Annotated in this window: 14 protein-coding genes; 5 read left to right on the top strand and 9 right to left on the bottom strand. The window is 63.1% G+C overall.

The features are described 5' to 3' along the window. Positions 1 to 187: 187 nt before the first annotated feature. A complete protein-coding gene (locus ACIGHL_RS21755; RefSeq protein WP_216707000.1) occupies positions 188 to 1,807 on the bottom strand; it encodes an NAD(P)/FAD-dependent oxidoreductase in 1,620 nt (539 codons plus the stop codon). 164 nt (positions 1,808 to 1,971) lie between these two features. Beyond that, positions 1,972 to 2,700, bottom strand: coding sequence for a carbonic anhydrase (locus tag ACIGHL_RS21750; protein WP_128121885.1), 729 nt, complete (start codon positions 2,698 to 2,700; stop codon positions 1,972 to 1,974). Positions 2,701 to 2,989: 289 nt separating this feature from the next. Here ACIGHL_RS21750 and ACIGHL_RS21745 point away from each other — a divergent pair, with 289 nt between their 5' ends. Beyond that, positions 2,990 to 3,448: a YehS family protein gene (locus tag ACIGHL_RS21745; RefSeq protein WP_128121886.1), complete on the top strand. Its 459-nt coding sequence runs from the start codon at positions 2,990 to 2,992 to the stop codon at positions 3,446 to 3,448. A 73-nt stretch (positions 3,449 to 3,521) separates the two neighbouring features. Here ACIGHL_RS21745 and ACIGHL_RS21740 read toward each other — a convergent pair whose 3' ends face one another. Beyond that, entirely contained in the window at positions 3,522 to 3,914 is a 393-nt protein-coding gene (locus ACIGHL_RS21740; protein ID WP_128121887.1) for a DUF4168 domain-containing protein, read from the bottom strand. A 152-nt stretch (positions 3,915 to 4,066) separates the two neighbouring features. Between ACIGHL_RS21740 and ACIGHL_RS21735 the strand changes: the two genes are divergently transcribed. Next, positions 4,067 to 5,554, top strand: a complete 1,488-nt coding sequence (locus ACIGHL_RS21735) for a sensor histidine kinase (protein WP_216706999.1) — start codon at positions 4,067 to 4,069, stop codon at positions 5,552 to 5,554. Beyond that, positions 5,541 to 6,944: a sigma-54-dependent transcriptional regulator gene (locus ACIGHL_RS21730; protein ID WP_206606880.1), complete on the top strand. Its 1,404-nt coding sequence runs from the start codon at positions 5,541 to 5,543 to the stop codon at positions 6,942 to 6,944. The genes ACIGHL_RS21735 and ACIGHL_RS21730 overlap by 14 nt, the downstream gene beginning before the upstream one ends. 124 nt (positions 6,945 to 7,068) lie before the next feature. Here the strand turns inward: ACIGHL_RS21730 and ACIGHL_RS21725 are convergent, their stop codons facing one another. From ACIGHL_RS21725 to ACIGHL_RS21700, 6 genes are all read right to left on the bottom strand, one after another. Then, positions 7,069 to 9,441, bottom strand: a complete 2,373-nt coding sequence (locus tag ACIGHL_RS21725; protein WP_216706998.1) for a putative bifunctional diguanylate cyclase/phosphodiesterase — start codon at positions 9,439 to 9,441, stop codon at positions 7,069 to 7,071. Then, positions 9,428 to 10,504: an ABC transporter substrate-binding protein gene (locus ACIGHL_RS21720; protein WP_128121889.1), complete on the bottom strand. Its 1,077-nt coding sequence runs from the start codon at positions 10,502 to 10,504 to the stop codon at positions 9,428 to 9,430. Before ACIGHL_RS21720 ends, ACIGHL_RS21725 begins: the two co-directional genes overlap by 14 nt. Before the next feature lie 232 nt (positions 10,505 to 10,736). Beyond that, positions 10,737 to 11,312, bottom strand: coding sequence for an antibiotic biosynthesis monooxygenase (locus ACIGHL_RS21715; RefSeq protein WP_046163036.1), 576 nt, complete (start codon positions 11,310 to 11,312; stop codon positions 10,737 to 10,739). 243 nt (positions 11,313 to 11,555) lie between these two features. Next, a complete protein-coding gene (locus ACIGHL_RS21710; protein ID WP_128121907.1) occupies positions 11,556 to 12,233 on the bottom strand; it encodes a DUF799 domain-containing protein in 678 nt (225 codons plus the stop codon). Positions 12,234 to 12,242: 9 nt separating this feature from the next. Beyond that, complete coding sequence (locus ACIGHL_RS21705; RefSeq protein WP_046163035.1) at positions 12,243 to 12,605, bottom strand: DUF4810 domain-containing protein; 363 nt, start codon at positions 12,603 to 12,605, stop codon at positions 12,243 to 12,245. Positions 12,606 to 12,622: 17 nt separating this feature from the next. Beyond that, positions 12,623 to 13,291: a CsgG/HfaB family protein gene (locus ACIGHL_RS21700; protein ID WP_046163034.1), complete on the bottom strand. Its 669-nt coding sequence runs from the start codon at positions 13,289 to 13,291 to the stop codon at positions 12,623 to 12,625. A 487-nt stretch (positions 13,292 to 13,778) separates the two neighbouring features. On the opposite strand from ACIGHL_RS21700, the gene ACIGHL_RS21695 reads away from it, so the two are divergent. After that, positions 13,779 to 14,738 carry a PfkB family carbohydrate kinase gene (locus ACIGHL_RS21695; protein ID WP_128121890.1) on the top strand — a complete coding sequence of 320 codons (960 nt, stop codon included), beginning with the start codon at positions 13,779 to 13,781 and terminating at the stop codon, positions 14,736 to 14,738. Next, the gene (locus tag ACIGHL_RS21690) at positions 14,731 to 17,148 is read left to right on the top strand and encodes a glycoside hydrolase family 65 protein (RefSeq protein ID WP_128121891.1); all 2,418 of its coding nucleotides are present in this window, start codon (positions 14,731 to 14,733) and stop codon (positions 17,146 to 17,148) included. Before ACIGHL_RS21695 ends, ACIGHL_RS21690 begins: the two co-directional genes overlap by 8 nt. Position 17,149: the final 1 nt, after the last annotated feature.

Below are 17,149 nucleotides of genomic sequence, written 5' to 3'. Positions count from 1 at the left end.
TCGGATGCAGCCCTGTGAAAGTGTCGACCCCTTACCGGGCGGAAAAGGTCACTGCAAATTTCCCAGGCACGGGTACAGGCAACAGCGGCGAGTCCCGCAGAGGCGACGAAAGACAGGTGAGATAGGCGCGAGGGCAAGCCGCAGAGACGGACGAACGGCATCGCCGTCGTCCGTGCTTGAAAGGAGGTTAACCCTGCAGGTCGGCCAGCATCGCAGTCGCCACCGCTTCGGCCACCTTGATGCCGTCGACACCGGCCGAGAGGATGCCACCGGCGTACCCGGCGCCCTCGCCAGCGGGATACAGGCCGCGGGTGTTGACGCTTTGCAGGTTCTCGTTGTCGCGCTTGATCCGCACCGGCGACGAGGTGCGTGTTTCGATGCCGGTGAGGATCGCGTCGGGGCGGTCGAAGCCGCGAATCTGCTTGCCGAACGCCGGTAGAGCTTCACGGATAGCCTCAATCACGTAGCCGGGCAGCGATGGCGCCAGATCGCCCAGCCGCACGCCCGGCTTGTAGGAGGGTTCGACTTCGCCGAATTCGCTGGACGCACGACCGCGGATGAAGTCACCGACCAATTGGCCAGGCGCGCAATAGTCGCTGCCGCCCAGTTCGAAGGCGTGCGACTCCAGCCTTTCCTGCAACTCAACGCCCGCCAGCGGGCCGCCGGGGAAGTCCTCTTCCGGGTTGATACCGACGACGATGCCGGCATTGGCGTTGCGCTCGTTGCGTGAGTACTGGCTCATGCCGTTGGTGACCACGCGGCCTGGCTCCGACGTGGCCGCGACCACGGTGCCGCCCGGGCACATGCAGAAGCTGTAGACCGCCCGGCCGTTCTTGGCGTGGTAGACCAGTTTGTAGTCAGCGGCGCCCAGCTCTGGATGCCCGGCGTACTTGCCCAGGCGGGCCTGGTCGATCAGGGACTGCGGGTGTTCGATCCGGAAGCCCACCGCGAAAGGCTTGGCCTCGATATAGACGCCACGCTCGTGCAGCACGCGGAATGTATCGCGCGAGCTGTGACCGAGGGCGAGCACCACATAGCGGCTGCGGATTTCTTCGCCGTCGGCCAGGCGCACGCCCTGGATGCGGCCGTCCTCGATGATGAAGTCGACCACCCGGCTGTCGAACCGCACTTCACCGTCCAGTGCCTTGATCTCCTCGCGCATCGTTGAGACCACGCCGGTCAGGCGGAAGGTGCCGATGTGCGGCTTGCTGACGAACATGATCTCTTCCGGCGCGCCGGCGCGGACGAACTCGTGCATCACCTTGCGGCCGTAGAACTTCGGGTCCTTGATCTGACTGTAGAGCTTGCCATCGGAGAACAGCCCAGCGCCGCCCTCACCGAACTGCACGTTGGATTCCGGGCTCAGCACCTTTTTGCGCCACAGCGCCCAGGTGTCCTTGGTGCGGCTGCGCACGTCACGGCCACGCTCCAGCACGATCGGCTTGAAGCCCATCTGCGCCAGGGTCAGCGCGGCGAACAGGCCGCACGGGCCGAAGCCGATTACCAGCGGGCGCTCGTTCAGCCCCTCGGGCGCTTGGCCGACCGGGTAGTAGCCGGTGTCCGGCGAGACGCGGATGTTGCGGTCGTCAGCCAGGCGCTCGAGCACCTTCTCTTCGTCGGTCACGCTGACGTCGATGATGTAGACGAAGGTGATCTCGCTGTTCTTCTTACGCGCGTCATAGCTGCGCTTGAAGACGGTGAAGTCGAGCAGTTCGGTGTCGCTGATTTTCAGGCGCATGGCGATGGCCTGGCGCAAGGCCTCAGGGGGGTGATCGAGCGGCAGTTGCAGTTCGTTGATGCGAATCATGACAGGTCCTGGCCGGTAGCCCCGGCAGAGGTAAGGTGGCGGCGCGGCGAACCTGGGCGGTTCGCGCGGCGCGCAGTGTAGCCGCGGCGGGGCAGGCTGTCATGAACCTGGAACGACGGGAGCGAGCCGGCCATCGCGGGCGGCAGCCGCTCGGCTCGGTTGGTTTACTGCAGGATTACCCGCGCATTGACGGGCTGCAGCGGACGGTTGTTGGCCTCGCCTACAGCATCGGTCAGGGCCTGAATCTGTGCGCTCGAGGCCACGACCGGTTGCTTGAGCACCAGCCAGCGAACCCCTTCGGAGCAGGGTGGCGTGGTGAGCGAGCCGCTGAAGCGGTAGTAATCCAGATCCGCCGGCAACATGTCTCGGATATTCACCGCAGTGGGGATCGGCTGCGTGTCGCCCTCAGCGGGCAAGCTGTCCCAGAGTTTCGCCAGTACCGGATTCTGCTCGCCCTCCTTGAACATCAGGGCCACCACCGCCAGGTTGCCTGCTTCGTCGGCATGTACCAGATGGCCTTCCAGCGGGTAGGACTGCCCCTTTATCTGGTTTTCACTGGGCATGTGGAAGTGAAACTGGATCAGCTGAAAGGTCTTTCCATCCAATGTAAGGGTGCTTCCGGGTTTGTAGGCGACCTGGACGGTATGACCGCTGTTGACGACTTCGCTCGCGCCGGCGGCATAACTGACCATCAACGGCTCCAGTTCGGCTTCGACGAAACCGTCCAGGTTGACGGGGGACTGGTTCTTGCCGCTGCAAGCGTTGAACTCAGGCGTGAGCTTCGCCCAGTTCTCCGGGCCTGTTTCACCCGAGTATTCCCAATTCGTGCCCGGCGTGACTGCCAGCGCATGGGTGCAGAAGAACAGAGTGGCAAGCGAAGGGGCAAATTTCATGACAAGTTCCTCGACTTCAAAGAGCGACGGCGATGTCTGCCGTCTGGTTATGCGGCTCCTGCCTGGCGTGTGGTTGCACGTTGAAAAAGAAGCTTGCTGAGCAAGCGTTCCGAATGCTGGCCAGCGACCCGGGCGTCATTGTTTTTTGTCGTCGCAATCCAGGCGGCGTTCTTTTCATCCGACGGGGTGCGGTTGGGCGCTGGCCGGGCGATGCGCTTTTCGCTTCCCTTTCCGGTTGGCGAACTTCACCATGCGCGCCTTGTATATGTATTGAAGCCGGAGCGACCCCATGATCAATAACGATGTAATGCGCAGCCTGCGCTACATCCTCAACGTCAATGACGCCAAGATCGCAGAGATCACTCGGCTGACGGGTTGCGAGATTCCCGATAGCGAGGCGGTGTCTTACCTGGCGAAGGAAGACGAGGAAGGCTTCAAACCCTGTCCGGATCGGATCATGGCGCACTTCCTCGATGGCCTCGTGATCTACAAGCGCGGCAAGGACGAAAGCCGGCCGATTCCACCCATCGAGTTGCCGGTGACCAACAACACGGTGCTGAAAAAACTGCGTGTGGCCTTCGAATTGAAGGAAGACGACATGCACGCGATTCTCCAGTCGGTCGACTTCCCTGTATCCAAGCCCGAACTCAACGCGTTGTTCCGCAAGGCCGGACACAGCAACTACCGGGTGTGCGGCGACCAGCTGCTGCGTAACTTTCTCAAGGGGCTGGCGCAGCGCAGTAACTGAGCTAGCTCGCCTGTAGAGCCGTCAGACATGAAAAAGCCCCGTTATCGACGGGGCTTTTTCGTATTACTGAGCGTTAGCTCTGGATCATCGAGATGACCTTGTCACGCAGCTGAGGATTGTTCTGCACCGCCTGGTTGATGGCGTTGTATTCCTCAATGCTCAGGTTGTTGTTTTCAACGGTCTCCATCATCTTTTCGTTGGCCTGCTGCTGCAGCTGTTGGGCTTCGGCCGGGTCTCCGGTCTTCTCCAGCTTGGCGGTGAAGTCCTGGCGAATCTCCATGATTTCACCCAGCGAGTCGGCAAACTTTTCCAGCTTCTTGTCGCTGATGTCCGACGCTTGAATCGCCGGCGCTGCTTGAGGGGCTTGTGGCTGGCTCGCCTCCTGAGCGGAAGCCTGGGAGGCACCGGCTGCCATGAACAGGGCAAACAGGCTGGTGGACACGAGGCGAGTATTGAAATTGATCATGGTGGTAGTCCTGATAGTGGAAAAGACCAACAGGCCATTGCATCAGCCATGCCACTGACCTCTTTATGCAGCTAACTGGCTGATTTGATTGAGATCCGACCATTCGTCCCGTTCGCCTCGACGGTCAGATGGGCGCTGTGTATGGTGCCAGAATGGCACATGTAGCAGTTTGGCAGCGGACCTCGACGTTGCGCGGGGCGTTGCTCCTCAAGGTGGTGATTCCCCTCGTCGCGATCATGCTCGGCTTCAGTTACCTGTTGCTGTGGACTGTCGAGCGCAACAGCGAGCGGCGTTTGCAGGAGGAGGTCGAACTCGTAGCCCGCGCCGTGCGGCTGCCACTCAGCGACAGCCTGGAAAAGCAGCACGACCGGACCGCACAACAGGTGCTCGAGTCTGTACTCGGTGTCGGCCGTGTCTATGGCGCCTACCTGTACGACGATCAGGGGGAGCTGGTGGCCTTCGCCGGTGCTATCGAGCCGGACCAAGACCAGTCCTCGATCCAGCAGCTGACTGCTGACGGCAAACGCCGTGGCGGCTATCAGCGCATCCGTGGGCGTGAGGTCTATTCGTACTTCCTGCCGCTGGAGCAGAGCGGTGGGCGTATCAACGGGCTGTTGCAGGTCACCCGCCGCTGGAACGATTTCGAGCGTGACACCCGACAGCTGCGAATGATTGCTGGCATCTGCGCGGCGGTGCTGGCACTGGCGGCCGTCTGCATCGTCCTGCTCGGTCACTGGTCAGCCATCGGACGGCATCTGCACGAACTGACGCAGAGCATGGCACGGGTTGCCGCAGGCGAGCGCAAGCACCGTGCCCCGCGCAGCGGCCCGCAGGAAATTGCCGTCCTTGGCCGGGCGCTGAACCAGATGCTCGACAGCATTGCCGATGCCGAGCAGCGCATGGCCGAGCAGAAGGCCCGCGAGGCGGAACTCGAGGCGCGCCTGCGACGGTCCCAGCAGCTTGCCGCCGTGGGCCGACTCGCGGCGGGCGTCGCTCATGAGCTGGGTAGTCCGCTGAGCGTCATCGATGGCAAGGCCCAACGCGTGTTGCGCAGCGAGAGCCTGGAGGATGGCCCGCGTAAGGGGCTGTTGCAGATCCGCAGCCAGGTGCAGCGCCTGAGCGGGATTGTCCGTCAGCTGCTGGACTTCGGTCGCGCGGCGGGGCGGCCGCCGCGCCGCATGCCAGCTGATGTGCTGGCCCATTCGGCCGCCGCGGCGGTCGCCGACGAGCTCGCGGCCCTTGATGTCCAGCTGCAGCTCCAGGCCCCGCTGGAGCCGCTGCACTGCGAGGTCGATCCGCCGCGGTTCGAGCAAGCATTGACTAATCTGCTGCGCAACGCGGCTCAGGCCAGCCCGGGCGGGCAGGTGGTTCTGCGCTGGTGGGCAGAAGCCGACAGGCTGTTGTTTCAGGTCGAAGATGACGGTCCAGGCGTCGCCGAAGAGCACCGCGCGGCTTTGTTCGAGCCCTTCTTCACCACCAAGGCGGTGGGCAAGGGCAGTGGCCTGGGGCTAGCGGTAGCGCACGGCGTCGTTGCCGAGTGTGGTGGGCGTATCGAACTGGTTTCGGGTTCGCTGGGCGGTGCGGCTTTTCGTATTTCACTGGCGCTGGCCGATGAGGAGCAGGGCAATGCAGACAGATGACAGTGCGCCCCAGCGGGTTCTGGTGGTGGAGGATGACGACAGCCTGCGCCAGCTGCTGGTAGAGGAGCTAGAAGACCGCGCGCTGCAGGTGCAGGCTGTGGCAACAGCGGAAGAGGCCCTGACGCGGCTGGAGGGCTGGGAGCCGGACCTGGTGGTGAGCGACCTGCGCCTGCCGGGCGCCGATGGCATGTCGCTACTGCGCAGGGTCAAGGCCATGCAGGCGGCACCAGCGTTTCTGGTGATCACCGCGTTCGGCAGCATTCAGCAGGCGGTCGCCGCGCTGAAAGAGGGGGCGGACGAATTCCTGACCAAGCCGCTGGACCTGGATCATCTGGGGCTCTCGGTCTCGCGCGCATTGGAAACTCGGCACCTGCGGGACGAGGTGCGGCGTTTCCAGCAATTGCTCAGCGACGACCGTTTCCACGGCATGCTCGGCCGCAGCCGGGTGATGCGCGAACTGTTTGACCAGATCCGTCAGCTGGCGCGGGCCGCCGGCCCCGTGCTCGTCATCGGCGAGAGCGGGACCGGCAAGGAGCTGGTGGCCCGCGCCGTTCACGCCGAGAGCGAGCGGGCACAGCGGCCGTTTCTGGCGATCAACTGTGCCGGGCTGCCCGCCGAGCTGCTGGAAAGCGAATTTTTCGGGCACGCTGCCGGGGCCTTTACCGGTGCCAGCCGCGCCCACAAGGGGCTGTTCCAGCAAGCCGATGGCGGCACCCTGTTTCTCGACGAGATCGGCGAAATGCCGCTGCCCCTGCAGGCCAAGCTGCTGCGCGTGCTGCAGGAAGGCACCATCCGTCCGGTGGGCGGCGAGCGCGAGCTGAGCGTTGACGTGCGCATCATCGCTGCCAGCAACCGGCCGCTGGAAACCGCTGCCGGCCGCGAGTCCTTCCGCGAAGACCTGTTCTTCCGTCTGGAGACCTTCATCCTGCAGGTGCCGCCGCTGCGCGATCGCGAAGAAGACCGCGAACTGCTCGCCGCCGGCTTCGTCGCGCATTTCGCTGCGCGGGACAGCCGGCCGGTGCGGGGCCTGTCGCAGGCGGCACTGGAGCAGCTCAGACGCTATCCGTTTCCCGGCAACGTGCGCGAATTGCAGAACGCCATGGAGCGTGCCGTGACCTTCTGCCATGGCCGCAGCATCGAGCTGGAACACTTGCCGACGCGCATCGCCGGTTACCTGCAGAGCGCACCCGAGGCGCGTTCCGATGACCTGCTCGGGGCTATGATCGACGGGCCACTACTGCCGACACTGGACGAGCTGGAGATGCGCTATATCCGCCACGTGCTGGAGCGGGTCGAGGGTAACAAGCGCCGCGCCGCCGCACTGCTGGGCATCGGCCGGCGTACGCTTTACCGACGCCTGGGCGAGCAGGAGCAGGACGACAATGGTTGATCCCGCCGAGCCGGGTGCCGGAAAGCGGCGGTGGCGGCAGCCTCTGCTCCGGCAGAAAGACACTGCGCCTGAAGACAGCAATCTGCGCGGCACCAGAGACGAGTTGATCGGTGGACGGCGCGAACTAGCTGAGCTGTACAGCGGTGCGCGGCGGCAATTGCTCCAGGCGCAGTTCGGCCTGGGCCAGATTGCGCACCGCTACCCACTCCGCCAACGCCGTGACCGAACGCGGCGGCGAGATCAGGTAGCCCTGGAACAGATCGCAGCCGGCCTGCAACAGTGCGGATTGTTTCTCCAGGCTGTCGACACCCTCGGCATTCACCCGTTTGCCTTGGGCCTGACAGAACGCAACGATCGCCGTCAGGCTCTGCTGCATCTCCGGGCGGGTCAGCCGCTCGACGATCGCCATGTCCAGCTTGATGGTATCGGCCGGGTATTCGAGCAGTTGCTGGATCGAGGTGTAGCCGACCCCAAAATCGTCGATGGCAACACGGAACCCGGCCATCCGGATCGCATGCACCGCCGCCATGGTGTTGCTGCAGAGTTCGGTGGCGTAGGTCTCGGTGAGCTCGATCTCGATGTGGCTGGTGCAGATGTCGTAATGTGCGGCGCGCTCAGCCAGGTAGCTGCACAGGCGGTCATCGTCCAGTTGCGCCGATGACACGTTGATCGCCAGGATGACACCCTCACCGAACAGCCTGACCAGTTGCGGATAACCGGCCAATGCGTGATCGATGACCCAGCTGTCGATTTTCGGAAACAGCCCAGCACGCTCGGCGATGGGAATGAATTCGCCGGGCGAGACCGTGCCCAGCAGCGGGGAATGCCAGCGCAGCAGTGCCTCGCAGCTCACCACTGCGCCTTCACGATCCACTGCGGGCATATACACCAAACGGAATTGTTCGTCGCCGTCGAGCGTCCGTAACTGTTCCTCGATTACACGGATGCGCTGGTCGCGTTGCTCCAGCTCCGCCGAAAAAGCGACCGCGAAGTTCTTGCCCAGGGCCTTGGCCTGATACATCGCGGTGTCGGCGCGTGTCAGCAGCTGGGTGATCGAGGCGGCATCCTCGGGATAACGGGCGGTGCCGATGCTGACGCTGACCTGATAAAGACGATCCTCCACGCTGAAGCCGCCGCGGCACAGGCCGAGCAACGCATGAGTGAGCTCGGGCAAGCTGTCGCTTTCGGCTGGCGACAACAGCAGGACGGCGAACTCGTCACCGGACAGCCGCGCAAAGGCTGTTTCGGTAGCCGGATGGGTCTCGCAATGGCGATCCAGCGCGCCCTGTACACGCAGGGCAAAGATCCGCAACAGCGTATCGCCGGCGTCATGGCCGTGCTGATCGTTGACCTGTTTGAAGTTGTCCAGGTCGAGGAACAGCAGGGCCAGCTGTTGTCCGCCTTGCTCGCACTTTTCATGCATGGCTGCCGCCAATATGCCGAAGTGGGCGCGGTTGCTGATGTGAGTCAGGCTGTCGGTCCAGGAGATTTCCTGAATGCGCTGCAGGGCCTCGGTGTTGCGCTCGTGCAACGTCTTCATGTTCAGCGTCAGGCGGCCGATCTCGCCGCCGTCGGTGGGCTCGTCAAGCGCCGTACGCTTGCACCGCAGCAGGTCGGTGAGCTGCTTATCGAGATGACTGATGGGGTCGGTGACGTAGCGGCGGATCAATAACAGCAACAGGCCGCTGGTGATCAGGCAGATCAGCGAGCCGCCGATCAGGAAGGCGAGGCTGAGTTTGCGCAAGCGCTCGGCAAGGTAGTGCGGAGGGGGCGTCAGCCGCGCCCTCAATGAACCCGACAGCTCGACCTCAGCGGCCAGGCGCGACCTTGCCGGGCTCGGCGTCGGGGCAATCTCCACCACAGCGCCGTAGTCTGCCTCGAGCTGGTTCTTCAGGGCGATGAACTGCTCCGGCCGCACGGCCAATTGCAGGGTAAAAGCTTCCTCGCGTTGGCTGGGCAACGGCCGGGTAGCCGAGGCCGGCAGGATGAAATCGGTGTCCAGCAGCAGCGGCCCGCCTTCGGCGTTTTCCACGTAGATCATTTCGTCGGTTTCGGCGGCCTGCTTGGCCTCTCTTACGATCCGCTGCTGGGTGGCATTCATCCTGGCGAACGGTGACAGGCTGCTTTCGAAATAATAGGCGACCTCGCCGTCCGGCTCGACGATCGCGAAGGAGACGAACGACAGACGTGCGCTGGAGAGCGAGCGGATGCTCTGCTGGATGCGCAGGCCCAGGGTGTCGTTGCGGTAGGCGGTGTCCGACTCGCGCAGGAACAACAGCAGCGCTTCGCTATCGGTAATCGAATACAGAGCGCTGCGATTGAATGCCTGGTAATCCAGAAACGCCGACTTCAAGGCCGACAGTCGTTGCGCCAGACGCGCCTGCTCCAGACCCAGCAGCGATGCGCGCTGGGTCATGTAGGCGGTCGTGGCGGCGAGCAGCTGGACGATCAGGATGACCGGAAAGATCACCAGCAGCGCGCGTTTACCGAGCCTCATGGGCGTTGATCAGGGCGCTGATGATGCGCCGCCGTGTCTGCGTCGCTTCCAATGGCCGCGTCTCGTACACCTGGCTGTTCTGCAACACCGCTTCGGGTGGGTAGATGGTCGGGTCCTGGCGTATCTCCTCAGGCAGCAGTGCCTTGGCGGCGGCGTTTGTGGTGGCGACGCCGAGCTCAGCGCTGTTCAGCGCGGCAATCTTCGGATTGTTGAGGAAATTCAGGAAGCGATAGGCCAATGCTTTCTGCGCACCCTTGGCCGGGATGGACAGGCAGTCCACCCAGAGCAGCGTGCCTTCCTCGGGCACCATGTAACGCCAAGGTTCGCCCTCGACACCTTCGACTTCATTGAGCACCTGTTGATCACCGCTGTAGGCCAGAGCCATGTCGGCCTTGTCGAGGTAACGCTGGCTGCGTAATGACGTGATCACGTACTCGTAGGTCAGTACGGCAGGAGATTGTGCTTGCAGTAACTCGAAGGCCGCCTTCAGCTCGTCATTATTCGAGGTGTTGATCGAGTGCCCCTGGTGCAATAGCGGGCCGGCGAGGATGTCTTCGTGGTCCTCCATCATGATGATGTGCGGCTCGTCGCGATTGGCCGGCTCGAGCAGATCCGCCCAGGATTGCGGCGCGTTGGGCAGGCGGTCGGTCCGATAGGCGATGCCGAGCGTGCCCCATAGGTAAGGAATGCTGTGCGCGCCACAGCTGTCACGCCAACGCCGGGGAACATGCTTGAGATTGGGGACTGCTTGCTCATCGATCGGATCGAGCAGCCCACGTTGGCCGAAGCGAGATGAGCTGATCAGCTCGGTCAGGGCAATGTCGATCAGATGGTCGGGTTTGGCCAGTACTTCGTCGCGCTTGTCACCGCTGTCGAAGTACACCTGCTCGATCTTGATCCCCGTTTCGGCTTCCCAACGTTCGATGACCGCTTCGCTGAGGTACTCCTCCCAGTTCAGCAGGTTCAAGGTTTGCCCCGCATACGGGGCGGTCGACGGAAACAACAGGCAAGTCACCGCCAGCAGTGCGCTGCGAGCCCGGAAAGGTGTTTTATGGTTATTCATCAGGCTGTCCATCCGCTACGGCATGTCCTTTTCGGGACCGTCGCCGCGGTGACCCCTGTTACTGCAGGTCGCCCCGACTGGGTCTCTGGCTGTGATGGAAGAATGCGATGTGCTGAGCGGGCACGCTGATGCGCGACCAGTCAGTCATCTTATCGACAGCCAGTAATGGCACTTTAATGGCGCCAGGCGAATGACGGCAACAAATTTGTAACCCTGGGCCATGCCGGTCCGATCAGCGGGCGGTGATCGGTTGTTTTCCTGGTGCTACCCGAGGGCGTGACGAGCTCTGCAGCCAGGGTGCCAACAGCTTCGTGGACAGGGGGATGAACAAGTAAGTCATCAGCGGCGTCAGGGCCAGGGTGCTGAGCAGTATCCGCATCACCAGACTCAGCTCGCCGAGCATCCCGCCAAAGACCATGTTGAACAGCAGCGAGACCGGAAAGAATGCCAGCCAGATCGCCACGCTCTGCTTCCAGCGCGGTGGTGGAGGGCTATCAGCGCCGCCAAACCAGGCGTCGATACCTCGGGCGCGTTGCTCGTGGGGTTGACCGAAGAGCTCGCCGCCGCGCTGCAGCCACGCTCGGCGCGATGCCGAATGCTCCCAAGAATCGAGTGTTTGCTCATCGGCGAAGCGGAAGACGATCTGAAATTCATCGTCGCCAGGCGGGGGCGCCAGCACGCCGGAGCCGAGATAGCCGGGAAAGTCCGCGGCCAGCTGTTCGCCTTCGTGCAGCCAGGCGAGGAGGTCGTGGTAGCGGCCATCGCGCACGCGGCGGGCCACCATCAGGGTGACGGGTTGCGTAGACATTGTGTATCTCCAGCATCAGGCCGGCCACCCGGATAGGGCATTCGGCAAACGCAGCGCCGGGGTGTTGGGCTGCGAACTTAGTCAGGCAAGGATCATGCCCTGGTCGTCAGACAGCGCCAGACCGCGTGAGGTCGGCATAGCCGGGACGACGGCGCACTATACGGAGATTTACTGCACTTGGAAGAGGCGTATGCGTCGCGGATGGTGCAAGCGGCTGCGGCCTGTTAGCCGCAGCCGGGTTGGTCAGCGATTAGCCAGTCGGGCTTGCTTGTAGAAAGGCGAGCGGGGGCCGTTGAGAATTCCGCCGTAGCGTTGCGTGCTGAGGAGGCGACCGCTGGCAATGCCAGCTACGTCATGGCTGCGATCGGTCAGGCTGTTGAGCACTTGATTGACAGCGGCGCTGACCAGCATCCCCACCAGGCCGCCCCCGGAGTTGTTCTGGTTCTCGGCAGTGCTGGCAAGCGCACTGCCTTGCCAGAGCAGGTCACCGCTGCGCAGATCGATCAGCTTGCCGCTGGCCTCAACCGCTACTTCGCTGGTCAGCACCTTGTAACTGCTGCCGTAACGGCTGACTTCGATGTACAGGGCGGCATCCGCGCCGAAGATCTCGTGCAGCTTGGCTGGCGGTGCGGTGTGCATTTCGTCAGCGTTCATCAGCCCGTTCTGCTTGAAGGTTTCATCGACCACTGCGACCGGCAACACGTAGTAGCCGGCTTCCGCTAGCGGAGCGGTAACCTGCGACAGCACGCTGTAGCTGGCCTTGACGTCCGGTGAGCTGTTGATCGGAGGCAGCACCAGAATCGAAGACGGGTTGTTTCGCTCGAATGCGCTGTAATCGTATGGGGTCTGCTGCGTGGCGCAGCCGGTTGTCAGGGCGACTGCGGCAAGCACCAGCAAGGTCTTGAAGGAGTTAAAACGCATCATGGCTGCTTACTCCGCTACGTTGCGCATGAGGAAGTCCATGTACGCAGCGGACTCCGGGAACAGGGCTTTTTCGGTTTCGAATTGCTGGCGGACCTGGTCGGCTTTGCCGATCTCGGCATAGAGCATGCCTAGATGTGCGTGGAAACCGGGCGGCGGGGAGCGGTCTGCAGAGCGTGCTTTCTGGAGGCTGGCTTCAAGTTCCGCGATTTGCTCTTGCGGGCCGGTTTCATGTTTGAAGTGTTCGTAGACCTGCTGTTGATAGCCGTCCCAGTGATACAGCGGCGGAGTCTGGTTGCCTGCGCAACCAGTCAGCAAAAAGGTCGACAACAAGCCGGCGACGGCCGCGCCATGGCGTAGGTTCAGTTTCATGTGGCTCTTCCTTGAGGTTATTGCGCAGGGCGCCAGGCACCGCTGTCGACGCCCGAAACGAGATTATTGACGGCTTCGCGGATGGCCAGATCCAGTACCTTGCCGTTAAGGGTGGAGTCGTAGCTGGCGGTGCCACCGAAGCCGATCACCTCCCGGTTCGATAGGCTGTACTCGCCTGCGCCCTGAGCCGAGAACACCACTTCGGACGTGTTCACGTTGACTATATTCAATGCCACCTTGGCGTAGGCGATTTGCGATTTGCCACGGCCGAGGATCCCGAACAGCTGTTGATCGCCAACTTCCTTGCGGCCGAACTCGGTCACGTCACCGGTGACCACAAAGTCAGCGCCACGCAGTTGAGCGCGTTTGTTGGAGATCGCACTTTCCTGGGCCAGCTCGTTCATGTTGTCCCGGTCCAGCACGTTGAACCGATTGGACTGCTGCAGATGGGTGATAAGGATGGTCTTGGCCTGGCCGCCGAGGCGGTCGACCCCGTCGGAGAATAGCCCGCGCATATAGCTGGAGCGGTTATCGAATTTGCCGACGGCGATCGGGCTGCGCTGCCCTTGGTAGGCACTGCTGGCGGAGGTGACTTTCGCGACCTCAAGGGTACGCGACTGTTCGGTAGCGCAGCCGCCGAGCAGAAGACTGATGCCGACCAAGCCGGCCATGAGCTTCTTGTTCATCTGATCATTTCTCGTGATGTGTGTTGGGTGTCGGCCTTCGGCCTTGTTATGGATGCGGCTGCACGATCGCGCTGGGTGAGCCAGAACGGTACGGGAAAGAAAAAGGCAGGCGGGGCGAGGGTTTGATACAGAGCGTCCATGACTACTTGTTTCCTTGTCCGAATGCGCGCTGAGGACAGACGTCGGTCAGCCAGACTACGGCGCGGAGTCTACAAACAAGGGTGGCACCGTGCCAGTGTCATGGTTCGCACTTGAATCAGCCGGGACCGCCATCCGTCGGTTCAGCAGTTCCGACACAGAGACAGGCCCAGCCACTCGCCGGGCGGCATCATAAAAGTTTCGTCGGGCGCTCAAGGACGGGGCGTTGCGCCTGGCGCAGAACACCGCGCGGTTCCGCTTTGGCTGAGTCTTGCGCTTAGCGAAACGCGAACCCTCGCCGGCGGTTCAGGTCCGTTGAAGGACGAGCCTGAGCCGCCGGAGCATGACCATGCAACGTCTCACCTTGCTGTCGCTGGGCAGCATCAACGCTGACTTCCAGGTGCGGGTCGACGAGCCTGCAGGCAGTCGCGAAACGCAGCTGGCCCATGACCTGTGTCGCCTGTCCGGCGGCAAGGCAAGCAATACGGCGTATCTCGGTGCGCGTTTCGGTCACCGCAGCCTGTTACTCGGCCGCGTCGGCGACGACGAGCTGGCCGAACAGGCCCTCGACCCGCTGCGTCAGGCCGGCGTTGAGGTGGATAACGTCGGGCGCGCTGCGGGTCAGTCCACTGGCGTGTCGATGATCATGGTGCCGCCGGATGGGAAGAAGAGCATCGTCCTGGCGACCAATGCCAACGACTGCTGGGACGACGCGGCCATCGAAGCCATGGCCGCCGCCATCGACGGTTGCGCAACCCCCGCCTGCCTGGTGCTCGATTACGAAGTGCCGGCGCGAGTAGTGAGTCGGGCGCTGGAGGTGGCGGCCCGAAATAAGATTCCAGCGGTACTCGATCCATCCTTTCCCGAGCGGTTAGACCAGGCGCTGTTGCCCACGCTGCAGGCGATCACGCCAAACGTCTCCGAAGCCGAAGGACTGGTAGGCCACGCGCTCGATTCACTGGACAAGCTTGCTGATGCCGCGCGCCAGCTGCAACGCGACGGGCCCGCGCTGGTGTGCATCAAGCTCGGCGATGGCGGCTGCGTGCTGACGACGGCTGACCAGACCCTGCACATCCCGCCGGGCGACGTAGAACCGGTCGATACCACCGGCGCTGGCGATGCCTTTACCGGCGTGTTTTCCGTGGCTTTGCTCGAAGGCCTTGAGCCACGGGAGGCCGCCGCCTGGGGCGTGGCCGCGGCGAACCTTGCCGTCACAGGTTATGGCTCGCAGCCTGCGTATGCCGATCGGCAACAGGTGATCGAGCTGGCGCAGAAGCTACTTGAGAAGGCGAGGAGGCTGGATGGCTGAACCAGACACGCGGTGCCAGATCGTCTTCGAGCATTACGACCGCGGCGATGAGCGACGGCGCGAAGCCTTGCTCGCGCTGGGCAACGGAGTCTTGTCGTGGCGGGCCAATGCGCCGGAAGCTTCGGTAATGCCCCGTGCGGATGACAGCCAGCACTACGCGGGTTTCTACCGCGCGGGGTGGTATGACGAGGCGCCGCGCGAGGTCAATGGTGACTCGGTGCAGATGGCGGCCCTGGTCAACTTGCCGGACCCCTTCGGTCTCAGCTTTGCGTTAGATGATGGCGATTGGTTCAGCCTCGATAGGGTCGAGCTGCAGCACTATCAGCAAACGCTGAGCCTGGACACTGGCGTGCTCGAACGGCACCTCGAATTCGATCTGGCTGAATATCGGGTGAGGTTGCTGGAACGTCGTCTGGTCAGCATGGCGACGCCCAATCTCGCCGTGCTGCGCTGGGAGCTGCAGTTGCCGCCCGGCCTCAAACTGCGCCTGCGGACAGTGCTGGATGGTGGCGTACGCAACGCCGGGGTTCGCCGCAACCGTGCCTATGAAGGACGGCGTTTGCAGCACCTTGCCTTCGACCATGACGAGAAGGGCGCGGCCGCACTCAGCGCCCGGCTGCACAACCAACGCCGCCGACTGGCGATGGCGACAGAGATCAGGACGCCCGAGCAACCCCTGCAATGGCGCGCCACCCTCGATGATCATCGGCTGATCCAGCAGACGGACTGCACCGTGGCGGACAGCGGTCGGCTGATCATCGAGAAGTGCGCGGTGGTGCTGGTCGACGAGGAACGACCCGCAACCGACGAGGATGCGCGTGTCGAGGCACAGCGACAGTTGCCATGTGACGGCTATGAGCAGTTGGAACAGGCGAGCACCGAAGCCTGGCAGAGATTGTGGCAGGGGCTCGCGCTCACTGCGGACGATTCGCAGCTGCAGCATGCGCTGCACTTTCATGCCTTTCACCTGCTGCAGACCGTGTCGCCACTCAGCGTTGGGCGTGACCTTGGCTTTCCGCCTCGGGGTTGGATGGAGGGCTATTACGGCCAGGTATTCTGGGACGAGCTGTTCGCCTATCCGATACTCGCGACCCATTGGCCCGAACTCGCCAGAAGCCTGCTCGACTACCGTTATGCGCGCCTCGACAAGGCCCGCGAACGGGCCCGTCGCGCCGGGCTGCGGGGGGCCATGTTCCCCTGGCGCAGCGCACGCACGGGCGAAGAAGAAACGCCGCCGTGGCAGTGCAACCCGATGTCCGGTCGCTGGATGGCCGACCACACCCGCCTGCAGCGGCATATCGGTTCTGCCGTGGCGTACGACGCCTGGCAGCTGTATCTGGCCACTGCTGACGAAGCATTGCTGGCTGGGCCGGTCGGTGAGTTGATCATTGAAGTGGCGCGTTTCTGGGCCAGCCTGGCGCAGTTCGATGCGTCGCGGCAGCGCTACCTGATCTGCGGTGTGATCGGCCCTGACGAATATCACAACAGCTACCCGGACGCGGCAGAGCCGGGGTTGAACAACAACACTTACACCAATCTGATGGCGGCCTGGACGCTCGACCGTGCGCGGCAGGTGCTGGCGTTGCTCAGCGAGGCCGATGCAGCCGCGTTACGGCAGCGACTGAAGGTGGAGCCGGACGAGCCGGAACACTGGCAAGCGGTCGCAGAAGGGCTTTACCTGCCCTTCGTCGACGATCAATTGCTCAGCCAGTTCGAAGGTTTCGACAAGCTGGAAGCGCCATCGCAGGAGTGGTTGCACGGCGACCGGCCGCGCTTGGACTGGATGCTCGAAGCGCGGCATGACAGCTGCGATCGCTACCAGCTGACCAAACAGGCCGATGTGCTGATGGCCTATCACCTGCTGCCCCGGCAAACACGGCAGCAGATCCTCGAACGTATGGGTTACCGGCATGACAGTGCCTGCACACGCCACACCGTTGCCTATCACCTTGCCCGCATCACCCATGAGTCGAGTTTGTCCAAGGTTGTCTGCGCCGGTGCGTTGGCCGCTATCGACAGCGAGGCGTCCTGGTCCTACTACCAGCAGGCCCTGGCTACCGATCTGGGTTCGCCAGGCAACAGTGGCACCCAGGAAGGCATCCACCTCGGCGCTATGTGTGGCTCGCTCGACGTGATGCAGCGACATTACCTCGGGGTTCGTCTGGAGCTTGATGGCCTGTACATCTTTCCCTCGCCACCGCCGGAGCTGCAGCAGATAGCGCTGTCACTGGTGTTCCGGCAGGCACGCCTGAATCTGCAGTTGGCTGACGGCTCGCTGTGGGTTCGCGCCGCCGATGAAAACTCGGGTTCGGTGCCGCTGCACTATGCTCAAGGCAGGTGCCAGCTGGGGCCAGGCGAGTCGCTCGAGATCGCCATCCCGACGCCGCAGGATCGCTCGGCAACGCATTGAA

Origin of the sequence: Pseudomonas sp. NPDC077451 (genome assembly GCF_044543345.1) — a bacterium.
In the GTDB taxonomy this organism is placed as follows: Bacteria; Pseudomonadota; Gammaproteobacteria; order Pseudomonadales; family Pseudomonadaceae; genus Stutzerimonas.
This window is presented reverse-complemented; position numbering and strand designations above follow the sequence as displayed.